Source organism: Streptomyces sp. NPDC101776, assembly GCF_044766845.1.
Taxonomy (GTDB): Bacteria; Actinomycetota; Actinomycetes; order Streptomycetales; family Streptomycetaceae; genus Streptomyces.
Genome location: NZ_JBIWMV010000011.1, coordinates 302,227 through 315,755 on the forward strand (window position 1 = coordinate 302,227; position 13,529 = coordinate 315,755).

Below are 13,529 nucleotides of genomic sequence, written 5' to 3' on the forward strand. Positions count from 1 at the left end.
ACGCACGATTTATACGTACGGCTTAGACGAGTGACTTACACATTCGTTCTAGACAAGCGTTTAAGACGTGCGTACATTCACTGTCATGACGAACTCACCGAGCTCGACGAACGCCACCGACCCCGCGAGCGGCACCCCCAACTCCCTTGCCGGGCGCCGCGAATGGACCGCCCTCGGCGTCCTGATGCTGCCGTTGCTGCTGGTCTCCATGGACGTCTCCGTCCTCTACTTCGCCATCCCGGCGATCAGCGCGGACCTGGAGCCCAGCGGCACCCAGCAACTGTGGATCTTCGACATCTACGCCTTCGTCCTGGCCGGCCTGCTGATGACGATGGGTTCGATAGGCGACCGCGTCGGCCGCCGCCGGCTCCTCCTGATCGGCGCGGCGGCGTTCGGTACGGCCTCCCTCGTCGCCGCCTACGCGAACAGCGCCGAGACCCTCATCGCCGCCCGCGCGGTCCTCGGCATCGGCGGCGCGACCCTGATGCCCTCGACGATGGCGCTGCTGCGCACGATGTTCACCGACCCCGGCCAGCGCGCGAAGGCGATCGGTCTGTGGTCCGGGGTGATGACCGGCGGTATCGCGCTCGGCTCGGTGCTGAGCGGTGTCCTGGTCCAGTACTTCTGGTGGGGCTCGGTCTTCCTGATCAACCTGCCCGCGATGGCGTTGCTGCTCCTGATCGGCCCGTTCCTGCTCCCCGAGTCCAAGAACCCCGCCCCCGGCCGCTTCGACCGGCCGAGCGTCCCGCTGTCCCTGGCCGCCGTGCTGCCCGTGATCTACGGCCTCAAGGAGATCCCCTCCGAGGGCTGGCACGTCCAGTACGTCGTCTCGATCACCGTGGGCCTGCTCTTCGCGACCCTGTTCGTCCACCGCCAGCGCACCACCGCGTCCCCGATGATCGACCCGACCCTCTTCCGGGCCCGCGGCTTCGCCCCCTCCGTCCTCCTCAACCTCCTCTCCGCCTTCGGAATGATGGGCTCGGCCTTCTTCACCACGCAGTATCTGCAGTCGGTGCTCGGCAAGAGCGCGATGGAGGCGGCCCTGTGGGCATTGCTCCCCTCGGTGCCGATCGGCATGGCGGCCCCGCTCGCAACCACCCTCGTACAGAAGGGAGTCGACCGCGCCTACGTGGTCGCCTCGGGTTTCGCGATCGCCACCTGCGGCTACGGCATGCTCGCCCTCGCCGGCCCCGACTCCCTCTGGCTGGTCCTGGCCGCCGCCGGTGTCCTCGCCTCCGGGATCGTCATGGTGATGTCCCAGATCATGGATCTCGCGATGGGCAGCGCACCGGTGGAGAAGGCGGGCGTCGCGTCCTCCCTCATGGAGACCGGCGCGGAGTTCGGCGGCGCGCTGGGCATGGCTGTCCTCGGCTCCATCGGTACGGCCGTCTACCGCCACGGCATCCCCGCCTCGGCCCCCGCCCCGGCCCACGAGACCCTCGGCGGCGCGCTGGCCGTCGCCCACCAACTGCCGGGGCGCACGGGAGACGCCCTGATCGCGACCGCACGGGAGGCCTTCACCGACGGCATGCACGGCGCGGCGATCGCCGGTGCGCTACTCCTGCTGGGCGCGGCCTTCACGGCGGCACGGACCCTGCGGGGGTTGCGGGTACCGGCCCATGAGACCCCGGCGAAGGCCGCGGTGTGAGCCCCAACTGCACAGAAACGGCGGGGGGGGGGGGGGGGGCCCCCCCCACCCCCCCCCCCCCCCCCCCCAAAAAAACCCCCCCCCCCCCCCCCCCCCCCCCCCCCGCCCCCACACCCCCCCCCCCCACCCCACCCCCCCCCGGGGGGGGGGGGGTCCCCCCCCCCCCCCCCCCCCCCCCCGCCGTTCACGTACAAACACGGTCGGCACCGCTCAGCCCGTCCGGCGCCTTTTCAGCGTGGGCCAGCGCAATCCAGCCCGTCCGGCACTTTCCCAACGCGGGCCGCCAATACCCAGCCCATCCGGCGGTCTCTCAACACAGGCCGACACAATCCAGCCCGTCCGCCGCCTTCTCAACACAGGCCGACACAATCCAGCCCGTCCGGCGCCTTTTCAGCACAGGCCAGCAAGTTCAGCCCGTCCGGCGTTTGAGGACGAGGCCCCTTCAGGGCCGATCGGGGGTCTGGGGGCGGAGCCCCCAGCACCACCTCAGCCGCAGACCAGGCTCAGACGAGGTTCACCGAGCGAGCCGACGTCGCCCCGATCTCCTCGGCCACCTCCGCCAGCACGCCCGCGGCAACCGTGTCGTCGACGGTCAGGACAGCCAACGCCTCGCCGCCCGCGACCGACCGCGAGACCTGCATCCCGGCGATGTTGATGCCCGCCTCGCCGAAGACCCGCCCGACCGTGCCGACAACCCCCGGCCGGTCCTCGTACCGCAGCACCACCATGTGGTCGGCGAGCGCGAGGTCGACGTCGTAGTCCCCGACCGCGACGATCTTCTGGAGGTTCTTGGGACCGGCGAGCGTGCCGGAGACCGAGACCTCCTCGCCGCTGCCGAGCGTGCCCCGCACGGTGACGACGTTGCGGTGGTCGGCGGACTCGGAACTGGTCGTCAGGCGGACCTCGACACCCCGCTCCTGCGCGAACAGCGGAGCGTTGACGTACGACACCGTCTCGGCGACGACGTCCTCGAACACCCCCTTGAGCGCGGAGAGTTCGAGCACCTTGACGTCGTGCTGGGTGATCTCGCCGTAGACCTCGACGTCGAGCCGGACCGCGACCTCGCCCGCGAGGGCGGTGAAGATGCGGCCGAGCTTCTCGGCGAGCGGGAGGCCGGGCTTGACGTCCTCGGCGATGACGCCGCCCTGGACGTTGACCGCGTCGGGGACGAGTTCACCGGCGAGCGCGAGGCGCACCGACTTGGCGACCGAGACACCGGCCTTCTCCTGGGCCTCGTCCGTGGAGGCGCCGAGGTGCGGGGTGGAGACGACCTGGTCGAACTCGAAGAGCGGGGAGTCCGTGCAGGGCTCCTTCGCGTACACGTCGAGGCCGGCGCCGGCGACCCGCCCCTCCTTGAGCGCGGAGTACAGCGCCGCCTCGTCGACGATCCCGCCGCGCGCCGCGTTGACGATGCGCACGGTCGGCTTGACCTTGCGCAGCGCCTCGTCACCGATCAGACCGACCGTCTCGGGGGTCTTGGGCAGGTGCACGGTGATGAAGTCGGAGACTTCGAGCAACTCGTCCAACGACAGGATCTTGACGCCCATTTGGGCAGCCCGCGCGGGCTGGATGTAGGGGTCGTAGGCGACGACCTTCATCCCGAACGCGGACATGCGCTGCGCGACGAGCGCGCCGATGCGGCCGAGGCCGACGACGCCGAGGGTCTTCTCGGCCAGCTCCACGCCCGTGTACTTGCTGCGCTTCCACTCGCCGTTCTTCAGCGCCGCGTTGGCCTGCGGGATGTGGCGTGCGGTCGCCAGCAGCAGACCGCAGGCCAGCTCGGCGGCGGTGACGATGTTCGAGGTGGGGGCGTTGACGACCATCACGCCGGCCTTGGTGGCGGCGGAGACGTCGACGTTGTCCAGGCCGACGCCGGCTCGTGCGACGACCTTCAACTTCCGTGCGGCGGCGACCGCTTCGGCGTCGACCTTGGTGGCCGAACGGATCAGGATCGCGTCCACGTCGGCGATCGCGGGGAGCAGCTCGCCCCGGTCGGCGCCGTTGCAGTGGCGGATCTCGAAGTCAGGGCCGAGTGCGTCCACCGTCGCGGGCGACAGCTCTTCAGCGATGAGTACGACAGGTTTCGAGCTCACGTGAGTCCTCACAAGTCCATTGCGTGCGGACGGCCGTCCCGACGGCCGCAGGCGGTGGAGGGGAAGCGGCGCCGGGGAATGGCGGGTGCGGTCCTGTGTCGTTCGGTGCGTGCTCTCGGTGTGCCGGACGAAGGTCCTCGTAGCGGAACTACTAGGGCCTTTGGCCGGTGCGGCGAGAGTGCGTGCCGGGCGGCGCAGGGGTGTGCCTGCCATTCCTCGGTGTCGCTTTGCCGCGGAGACGCACGACGCTGTGGGCCTGACGCGTATGTAGTACGGCAGTGTAGTGGCGCTCCGACAGTCGTCCTGCGCCTCTGTGGAAGGATCACCCGTCCGAGGCTGGACGGGTTGGACAAAGGGGCCGGAGCATTCGCCCCGGCCCCTCGCCCCCGAGGCTTACGCCTCTTCGTCGACCCAGCTCATCAGCTTGCGGAGCTGCTTGCCGGTGGTCTCCAGCAGGGACTCGGCGTCCTTCTGCTTGTACTCGTTGTACTTCTTCAGGCCACCGTGGTACTCGGCCATCCACTCACGCGCGAAGGTGCCGTCCTGGATCTCGGCGAGCACCTGCTTCATCGTGGCCTTGGTGTCCTCCGTGATGATCCGCGGGCCGGTGACGTAGTCGCCCCACTCGGCGGTCTCGGAGATCGACCAGCGCATCTTCTCCAGGCCGCCCTCGTACATGAGGTCGACGATGAGCTTCAGCTCGTGCAGGCACTCGAAGTACGCGATCTCGGGCTGGTAACCGGCCTCGGTCAGCGTCTCGAAACCGGCCTTGACCAGCGCGGCCGTACCACCGCAGAGAACGGCCTGCTCACCGAACAGGTCGGTCTCGGTCTCCTCGGTGAAGGTCGTCTTGATGACGCCGGCGCGGGTGCCGCCGATGCCCTTCGCGTACGACAGCGCGAGCGCGAAGCCGTTGCCGGTCGCGTCCTGCTCGACGGCCGCGATACACGGAACGCCGCGGCCCTCCTCGTACTGGCGGCGGACGAGGTGGCCCGGGCCCTTGGGGGCGACCATGCAGACGTCGACGCCGGCCGGCGGCTTGATGAAGTCGAAGCGGATGTTCAGGCCGTGGCCGAAGAACAGCGCGTCGCCATCGTTGAGGTTGTCCTTGATGGACTCCTCGTAGACCTGGGCCTGGAGCGGGTCCGGCACCAGGATCATGATGACGTCGGCCTCGGCGGCGGCCTCGGACACCGTCACCACGCGCAGGCCCTGCTCCTCGGCCTTCGCCTTGGACTTGGAGCCCTCGTGCAGACCGACGCGCACGTCGACGCCCGAGTCACGGAGCGACAGCGCGTGGGCGTGGCCCTGGCTGCCGTAGCCGATGACCGCGACCTTGCGGCCCTGGATGATGGACAGGTCGGCGTCGGCGTCGTAGAACAGCTCGGCCACTTTGGGTTCTCTCCTTGGTGTGCAGGTGTTGCGTCCCACCGTATGACGGCGGGCGGAGTCGAAGTTCGGGGGTCTCGGAATGCGGGCGGCGGAAGCCGCCCGCAGACGGTTCTACGCGGAGCGGTCGAGCGCGCGCAGCGAGCGGTCGGTGATGGAGCGGGCGCCGCGGCCGATGGCGATCGTGCCGGACTGGACCAGCTCCTTGATGCCGTACGGCTCCAGCATCTTGAGCATCGCGGACAGCTTGTCGCTGCTGCCCGTGGCCTCGACGGTGACGGCCTCCGGGGAGACGTCGACCGTCTTGGCGCGGAAGAGCTGGACGATCTCGACGATCTGGGAGCGCGTCTCGTTGTCGGCGCGCACCTTCACCAGAACGAGTTCGCGCTGGACCGCGGAACCCGGCTCCAGTTCGACGATCTTGAGCACGTTGACGAGCTTGTTCAGCTGTTTGGTGACCTGTTCGAGCGGGAGTGCCTCGATCACGTTCACCACGATCGTGATGCGGGAGATGTCGGGGTGCTCGGTGACGCCGACGGCGAGGGAGTCGATGTTGAAGCCGCGCCGGGAGAACAGGGCGGTGATCCGGGCGAGGACACCGGGCTTGTTCTCCACCAGGACGGAGAGCGTGTGCTTGGACATTTCTCTTTCGTCTCTCTCGCTCAGTCGTCTTCGTTGTCGCCGAAGTCGGGGCGGACGTCCCGGGCGAACATGACCTCGTCGTTCGAGGTGCCGGCGGCGACCATCGGCCACACCATGGCGTCCTCGTGGACGATGAAGTCGATCACGACGGGGCGGTCGTTGATCGAGTTCGCCTCCTCGATGACCTTGTCGAGGTCGTCGGGGGACTCGCAGCGGATCGCGTAACAGCCCATCGCCTCCGACAACTTGACGAAGTCGGGGACGCGCGTGCCGGCGCTGGGCTGCTTGCCGTCCGCGTCGGGGCCGCTGTGCAGCACGGTGTTGGAGTAGCGCTGGTTGTAGAACAGGGTCTGCCACTGGCGGACCATGCCGAGAGCGCCGTTGTTGATGATGGCGACCTTGATCGGGATGTTGTTCAGGGCGCAGGTGGTGAGTTCCTGGTTGGTCATCTGGAAGCAGCCGTCACCGTCGATCGCCCAGACCGTACGGTCCGGGGCGCCGGCCTTGGCGCCCATCGCGGCCGGGACCGCGTAGCCCATCGTCCCCGCGCCGCCCGAGTTGAGCCAGGTCGCCGGCTTCTCGTACTGGATGTAGTGCGCGGCCCACATCTGGTGCTGGCCGACGCCCGCCGCGAAGATCGTTCCCTCCGGGGCGAGTTGGCCGACGCGCTCGATGACCTGCTGCGGGGAGAGCGAGCCGTTGTCGGGCTGCTCGTAGCCGAGCGGGTACGTCTCGCGCCAGCGGTTGAGGTCCTTCCACCAGGCGCTGTAGTCGCCGGTGTGGCCCTCGCTGTGCTCCTTCTGCACGGCCTGGACCAGGTCGGCGATGACCTCGCGGGCGTCACCGACGATCGGCACGTCGGCGGCGCGGTTCTTGCCGATCTCGGCCGGGTCGATGTCGGCGTGGACGATCTTCGCGAAGGGCGCGAAGCTGTCCAGCTTGCCGGTGACGCGGTCGTCGAAGCGGGCTCCGAGGGCGACGATCAGGTCGGCCTTCTGCAACGCGGTGACGGCGGTGACCGCACCGTGCATGCCCGGCATTCCCACGTGCAGCTCGTGACTGTCGGGGAATGCGCCGAGCGCCATCAGGGTGGTGGTGACGGGCGCTCCGGTGAGTTCTGCGAGGACCTTCAGCTCGGCGGTGGCGTGGGCCTTGAGGACGCCGCCGCCGACGTAGAGGACGGGCCGCTTCGCGGCGGTGATCAGCTTGGCGGCCTCGCGGATCTGCTTGGCGTGCGGCTTGGTCACCGGGCGGTAGCCGGGCAGGTCCATGACCGGCGGCCAGGAGAAGGTGGTCTTCGCCTGGAGGGCGTCCTTCGCGATGTCGACCAGCACCGGGCCGGGGCGGCCGGTGGAGGCGATGTGGAAGGCCTGCGCGATGACGCGCGGGATGTCCTCGGCCTTGGTGACCAGGAAGTTGTGCTTGGTGACCGGCATCGTGATGCCGACGATGTCCGCCTCCTGGAAGGCGTCCGTGCCGATCGCCTTCGACGCGACCTGCCCGGTGATCGCCACGAGCGCCACCGAGTCCATGTGCGCGTCGGCGATCGGGGTCACCAGGTTGGTGGCGCCGGGGCCCGAGGTCGCCATGCAGACGCCGACCTTGCCGGTGGCCTGCGCGTAGCCGGTGGCCGCGTGACCCGCCCCCTGCTCGTGCCGGACCAGGACGTGACGCACCCGCGTCGAGTCCATCAGGGGGTCGTACGCCGGAAGGATCGCACCACCGGGGATGCCGAATACCGTGTCGGCCCCGACTTCCTCGAGAGAGCGGATGAGGGACTGCGCGCCCGTGACGTGCTCGGGGGCGGACGGCTGTCCTCCGGATCGGGGCCGCGGCTGCGGATGGGCCCCGGTGGCCTGCTCGGTCATCGTCATTCTCTTCTCGATGCTGAGGGTTTTTGCGAGGTTTGTGCGGGTTTCTGCTGCTGCACGACTGGTTCCTGTGCAACAAAAAACCCCTCGTGCCGTGAGGCAAGCGAGGGGAGCGCGCCGGGTGCGGTCGCTGGGAGTTCCGGGTCCGTCCGGAGGTCACCAGCGTCAGCCGACGCGCTTTCCAAGTACGAGAATTCGGGTGCGCATGGCAATGACCCTCCCCCCGGCACACACCGACTGTCAAGTGGGTGGGACGGGAGTCTCATTATGTGAGCGCAGGGCCGTTCCGCCCCCGAAAACCGCGGGCACACCACTGGTGTACACCCCCAGCGCGCCGCCCGCGAACGCGGGCTCCGCCGGGCCGTGCGGCACCGGATAGTGACCGCGGGACAGCGCCCGGCGCAGCCGGTACTCGTCCAGCGGCGCGGAGAAGGCCATGCCCTGCCCGTGCGTGCAGCCCATCGCGCGCAGGGCGACCACCTGTTCCGGCAGGTCGACCCCGTCGGCCACGGACTGGAGCCCGAGATCGCAGGCGATCCGCAGCAGCCCGCTGGTGATCTTGTGCAGCCGCGCGGACTCGACGACGCCCTCGACCAGACTGCGGTCCAGTTTCAGTACGTCGACGGGCAGCCGCCGTAGCGTCGTGATGGCCGCGTAGCCGCTGCCGAAGCCGTCGAGGGCGATCCGGACGCCGAGCCGCCGCAGGGCCGTCAGCCGGCGCTCCAGCTCGTCCAGGGAGACCCTCGGGTCGGTGTCGGACAGCTCGATCACCAGCGAACCGGACGGCAGCCCGTGCCGGGTCAGCAGGGCCTCGATCGAGCCGAGCGGCATCGAGCGGTCCAGCAGCCGCCGCGCGCTCATCCGGACGGCCACGGACACGGCGAGCCCGGTCGCGGTGCGCTCGGCGGCCTGCTCCACGGCCTCCTCCAGCATCCAGCGCCCCAGCTCGGCGGTCTTGTCGCTGTCCTCGGCCACTCGCAGGAACTCGGCCGGCGTGAACAGCACGCCCTGCGAGGACCGCCAGCGCGCCTGCGTGGACACCGACGCGATCCGGCCGTCCACCAGCGACACCACGGGCTGGTGCAGCAGCGCGAACTCGCCGTCGTGCAGCGCGGCCCGCAGCCGGGTGGCGAGCTCCGCCTTCCGTACGACGTCCTGCTGCATCTGCGGGGCGTACAGCTCGACCCGGCCCTTGCCCGCCCCCTTGGCGCGGTACATCGCGAGGTCGGCGTTGCGCAGCAACTCCCCCGCGCCCAGGCCCGGTTCGGCGAAGGAGACGCCGATGGAGGCGGCGACGCGGACATCGTTGCCGTCGATGAGGTACGGCTGGGACAGGGTGATCCTCAGGCGGTCGGCGAGTTCCATGATGTGCCGCTCGCGGGCCGCGCGGTCCCGGGTGCCGTCGCCGACGATCAGCGCCGCGAACTCGTCGCCGCCGAGCCGGGAGGCGGTGTCGCCGTGCCGGACCGCGCCGTCGAGCCTGCGGGCGGCCTGGATGAGGAGTTCGTCACCGGCCTGGTGGCCGATGGTGTCGTTGACGGCCTTGAAGCCGTCGAGGTCGATGAAGAGGACGGCCGTGCCGCGGTCGGTGGAACGGCGGCCGGAGAGGGCCTGTTGGACGCGTTTGGTGAACAGCGCGCGGTTGGGCAGGTCGGTGAGCGGGTCGTGCTCGGCGTTGTGCTGCAACTGCGCCTGGAGGCGCACGCGTTCGGTCACGTCCCGGCTGTTGAAGATCAGGCCGCCGTGGTGGCGGTTGACCGTCGACTCGACGTTCAGCCAGCCGTCGTCGCCGGACCGGAAGCGGCACTCGATGCGGGTGGTGGACTCCTCGTAGGGGCTGGCGGTGAGGAAGCGGCGCACCTCGTGCACCACACAGCCCAGGTCCTCCGGGTGGATGAGCGAGGCCAGTTCGGTCCCGACCAGTTCCTCGGCGGCCTTGCCGTAGACACCGGCGGCGGCCGGGGAGACGTAGCGGAGCATGCCGTTCGGGGCGGCGATCATGATGACGTCGCTGGAGCCCTGCACCAGGGAGCGGAAGTGGTTCTCCTTCTGGGCCAGTTCCTGGGTGAGGGTGATGTTGTCGATCAGCATGATCCCCTGGCGCACCACGAGGGCGAGGACCACGCAGCCCGCGGTGATGAGCACCACGCGGTCGGGGCTGCGGCCGTTGAGGACGTTGTAGAGAATCCCCAACGTGCAGACGGCGGCGGCGAGATACGGGGTGAGCGCGGCCAGCGAACCGGAGATGGGGCGGGTGACCGGATACCGCCCTTGGTCGGCGCCCGGCGCGGACGCCTGCGGCTGGACGCCGGACCGCTGTCCGGGCCGGTGCTCGTGCACCACGCGCGTGTGACCGTCGCTCTCGGGCTGGGTGTGCCGGGGCGCGGCCCACGGGGCGTACGCGAGGAGCAGGGAGCCGGCGAACCAGCCCGCGTCGAGCAACTGGCCCGAGTGGTAGTTGTTGTGGAGCAGCGGCGAGGTGAACAGGGCGTCGCACATGACGGTCAGGGCGAGCGCGCCGATCGCGGTGTTCACGGCGGTGCGGTTGACCGAGGTGCTGCGGAAGTGCAGCGCGAGCACCATGCTGACGAGGGCGATGTCGAGCAGCGGGTACGCCAGCGACAGCGCGGTGTGGGCCACGCTCGGCCCGTCGAACCTGGCGGCCTGGGCCAGCGCGAGGCTCCAGGACAGCGTGAGCAGCGAGCCCCCGATCAGCCAGGCGTCGAGCGCCAGACAGACCCAACCGGCTTTGGTGACGGGCCGTTTGGCGAGGACCAGGAGCCCGACGATGGCGGGCGGCGCGAAGCAGAGGAAGAACAGATCGGCGAAACTGGGGCTGGGCACGGGCCGTTGGAGCACGACCTCGTACCACCCCCAGACTCCGTTGCCCAGCGCGGCCATCGCCGAGGAGAGCGAGAACAGCAGCCAGGCGGGTCGAAAGCGGATACGACGGCTTCGCGCGTAGAGGAAACACGAGACGGCGGCGGTACCGGCTGCCGCGCTGAGCCCGAAGTCGCCCATGATCAGGGCGACTTGGGCGGAACCCCAGTCGAGCGCGGAACCGACGGCGTATCCCGCGCAGACCAGGGCCAGGACGAGTTGCTGGACCAGGCTCCATCCGCCGCCGGATCCCGGCGGTCGTGGCTGCCGCGCTCCCGGCGAAGTCCGGTCCCGGAGCGCCCCGTTGAGGGTGGTCGTCGGAGACGGTGGCGAACTCACCGGGCCCTCCCGGTCCGCGTCGCTCCCGGGTCCCGCGGGCTCCGGGGCGCTGGATGGGCGTGCCTGCGGCGGCTGTTGGGCCTGCGGTGATGATGACCGTGGTGGCTGTGCTGACCACCATGACCGCCGTGGTTGCCGTGACCGCTGTGATTGCCGTGGTGGCCGCGTCTGCCCGCGGCGGCGCGCCAGGGTCGCCGTCGGCGGCCCCGCCGCGTCGGATCGCTCGTCCATAGGCCGTGCATCGCCCGTCGCCCCCCTCACAGTCTGAAATGTCCATCCCCGGCGCCGAACGGTGCGCGGCGCAGCCCCTGCCGGGACGATACACCAGTCTCGTCACTCAGGGACATAGTTCCTCTACGCTCCGTAACGACCAGCAGGGATGCGCACACGCCCCGCTTCCGAAAGGTTGCGGAGGGTGCCGGAAGCGGATCGCGCCCCTGCTACGACTACCCCGTCGGTCCCGTCGTAAGGATCACGTTGCGCAGCGGCTCCCGGTTCACGAATCGTCCCAACTGGTCGGCAATCAGGCGCTTCGCGCGCGGCATGAAGGCCGAGGTGGGCCCGCCGACATGCGGACTGATCAGCACGCCGGGCGCCTGCCACAACGGGTGTCCCCGGGGCAGGGGTTCGGGGTCGGTGACGTCCAACGCGGCGGTGATACGGCCGCTTTGGAGCTCCGCGAGCAGTGCCTCGGTGTCGACGACGGGACCGCGGGCCACGTTGACCAGCAGCGCACCGTCCTTCATCCGGGCCAGGAACCCGGCGTCGACCAGGTGCCGGGTCGTCCCGTCGAGGGGCGTGGAGAGGACGACGACGTCCGCATCCGGGAGCAGGGCGGGCAGTTCGGCGAGTGGATGCACCGGCCCGCGCGCGGTGGTACGCGCGGAGCGCGCCACCCGCGCCACCCGCGCGAGCTCGAAGGGAGTGAGCCGGTCCTCGATGGCGGAACCGATGGACCCGTAGCCGACGATGAGAACGGACCGGTCGGCGAGGGCCGGCCGGAACCCGCCGAGCCACTCCCCCTTGTCCTGCGCCCGCACGAAGTCGGGGACGCCCCGCAGCGAGGCGAGAATCAGAGTCAGCGCCAACTCACCGGTGCTGGCCTCGTGCACCCCGCGCGCATTGCACAACCGCACACCGGGGCGCAGGTACTTGAGCCCCGGCTGCACATGGTCGACACCGGCCGACAGCGTCTGCACGACCTCCACGGAGCCCATCGCCGGCAGCGGCCGTACGCCGGTCTCGCTGCTCTTCATGTAGGGCACGACGTAGAAGGCACAGTCGGCCGGGTCCGCGGGGAAGTCCTCACCTCCGTCCCAGAAGAGGTAGTCGGGGCCTTCGGGGAGACCCTCGATGTCGTCCGGCGGGATGGGGAGCCATACGTCAACAGTCATGGTCAGGAGGCTATGTCAGGGCCACGCGCGCGTAGAGGTTAGGTTTGTGGGCCAGGAGAGGGAGGGTCACGAGCAGGTGGAGCGCAGGACGATCGGCGCGGGGTCGCTCGCGATGGGGGCCGTCGGGCTCGGCTGCATGCCGATGAACTGGGCGTACAGCGGGTCGCAACGGCAGGGCGACGAGTCGGTCAGGGCCGTGCACCGGGCGCTCGATCTGGGTGCGACGCTGCTGGACACCGCCGACATGTACGGCCCGTTCACCAACGAGCTGTTGCTGGGGCGGGTGTTGAGGGAGCGGCGCGCGGACGCGTTCGTGTCGACGAAGGTCGGCCTGCTGGTCGGCGAACAGCACATCGTGGCCAACGGCCGCCCCGGCTATGTGAAACGCGCGTGCGACGCCTCACTGCGCCGCCTCCAGACCGATGTGATCGACCTCTACCAACTGCACCGCGCCGACCCCGAGGTCCCCGTCGAGGAGACGTGGGGTGCGATGGCGGACCTCGTACAGGCCGGAAAAGTACGGGCGTTGGGGATCTCCGCGGTCGGCGCCCGCTCCGCGCGGCGCCCCGGCGCTCGGCTCCATGACGGAACGATCCGCCAACTCCAGCGCGTACAACAGGTGTTCCCGGTGACGGCGGTCCAGGCCGAGCTGTCGGTCTGGTCACCGGAGGCCCTGGACGCGTTGCTCCCGTGGTGCGCGGCGCGCGGCGTCGGCTTCCTCGCGGCGATGCCCCTCGGCAACGGCTTCCTGACCGGCACCCTGACCCCGGGCGAGGGCTTCGAACCGGACGACCTCCGCGCCCGCCACCCCCGCTTCACCGCCGAAATGACCGCCGCGAACCAGCCGATCGTGGCCGGCCTACGCCGCGTGGCCCGCCGCCACGGCGCGGAGGTGACCCCGGCGCAGGTCGCCCTGGCGTGGGTGCTGGCGCAGGGGGCGCATGTGGTGGCGGTGCCCGGCACGAAGCGGGAGCGGTGGGTGCGGGAGAACGCGGGGGCGTCGGGGTTACGTCTGACGGGGGAGGATCTGGCGGAGGTGGCGGGGTTGCCTGCGGCTCGGGGGTCTTGGGATTGAGGGGGCGCCATCTCGTGGGCGGGGTGGGGTTCGGGGGGGCAGGGTGATGGCGGGCTCGGCTCTGTGGGGTGGCTGCGGGCTGGGCGGCGGAGAACGCCGGGGGCGGCCGGGCTGCGTCCGACGGCGGGGGCCGGGCGGAGGTGGCCGGGTTCCCTGCGGCTCGGAGGTCTTGGGATTGAGGGGGCGCCTTCGTGGGCG

General features: G+C 70.3%; 8 protein-coding genes. 2 read left to right on the forward strand and 6 right to left on the reverse strand.

The genetic code is table 11. From position 1 onward, the window contains the following. The first annotated feature begins 85 nt into the window (after positions 1–85). Complete coding sequence (locus ACIRRY_RS31080; protein ID WP_403978999.1) at positions 86–1,648, forward strand: MFS transporter; 1,563 nt, start codon at positions 86–88, stop codon at positions 1,646–1,648. 503 nt (positions 1,649–2,151) lie between these two features. Here ACIRRY_RS31080 and serA read toward each other — a convergent pair. The 6 genes from serA to ACIRRY_RS31110 all read right to left on the reverse strand — a co-directional run bounded on the left by serA (position 2,152) and on the right by ACIRRY_RS31110 (position 12,256). Beyond that, positions 2,152–3,741, reverse strand: coding sequence for a phosphoglycerate dehydrogenase (gene serA / locus ACIRRY_RS31085; RefSeq protein ID WP_403979002.1), 1,590 nt, complete (start codon positions 3,739–3,741; stop codon positions 2,152–2,154). Positions 3,742–4,134: 393 nt separating this feature from the next. Then, positions 4,135–5,133: a ketol-acid reductoisomerase gene (gene ilvC, locus ACIRRY_RS31090; protein WP_403979005.1), complete on the reverse strand. Its 999-nt coding sequence runs from the start codon at positions 5,131–5,133 to the stop codon at positions 4,135–4,137. Between the two features lie 111 nt (positions 5,134–5,244). Next, entirely contained in the window at positions 5,245–5,772 is a 528-nt protein-coding gene (gene ilvN, locus ACIRRY_RS31095) for an acetolactate synthase small subunit (RefSeq protein ID WP_329258098.1), read from the reverse strand. A 20-nt stretch (positions 5,773–5,792) separates the two neighbouring features. Further along, entirely contained in the window at positions 5,793–7,646 is a 1,854-nt protein-coding gene (locus ACIRRY_RS31100) for an acetolactate synthase large subunit (RefSeq protein WP_403979008.1), read from the reverse strand. Between the two features lie 237 nt (positions 7,647–7,883). After that, complete coding sequence (locus tag ACIRRY_RS31105) at positions 7,884–10,862, reverse strand: putative bifunctional diguanylate cyclase/phosphodiesterase (protein ID WP_403979010.1); 2,979 nt, start codon at positions 10,860–10,862, stop codon at positions 7,884–7,886. A 446-nt stretch (positions 10,863–11,308) separates the two neighbouring features. Then, positions 11,309–12,256: a 2-hydroxyacid dehydrogenase gene (locus tag ACIRRY_RS31110; protein ID WP_403979012.1), complete on the reverse strand. Its 948-nt coding sequence runs from the start codon at positions 12,254–12,256 to the stop codon at positions 11,309–11,311. Between the two features lie 76 nt (positions 12,257–12,332). Here ACIRRY_RS31110 and ACIRRY_RS31115 point away from each other — a divergent pair, with 76 nt between their 5' ends. Further along, the gene (locus tag ACIRRY_RS31115; RefSeq protein WP_403979015.1) at positions 12,333–13,331 is read left to right on the forward strand and encodes an aldo/keto reductase; all 999 of its coding nucleotides are present in this window, start codon (positions 12,333–12,335) and stop codon (positions 13,329–13,331) included. Positions 13,332–13,529 lie beyond the last annotated feature (198 nt).

Bases quoted from the DNA above. Each gene is read 5' to 3' on its own strand.
- ACIRRY_RS31110 (WP_403979012.1), bottom strand. From the start codon at position 12,256: ATGACTGTTGACGTATGGCTCCCCATCCCGCCGGACGACATCGAGGGT.
- ilvN (WP_329258098.1), bottom strand. From the start codon at position 5,772: ATGTCCAAGCACACGCTCTCCGTCCTGGTGGAGAACAAGCCCGGTGTC.
- ACIRRY_RS31100 (WP_403979008.1), bottom strand. From the start codon at position 7,646: ATGACGATGACCGAGCAGGCCACCGGGGCCCATCCGCAGCCGCGGCCC.
- ACIRRY_RS31080 (WP_403978999.1), top strand. From the start codon at position 86: ATGACGAACTCACCGAGCTCGACGAACGCCACCGACCCCGCGAGCGGC.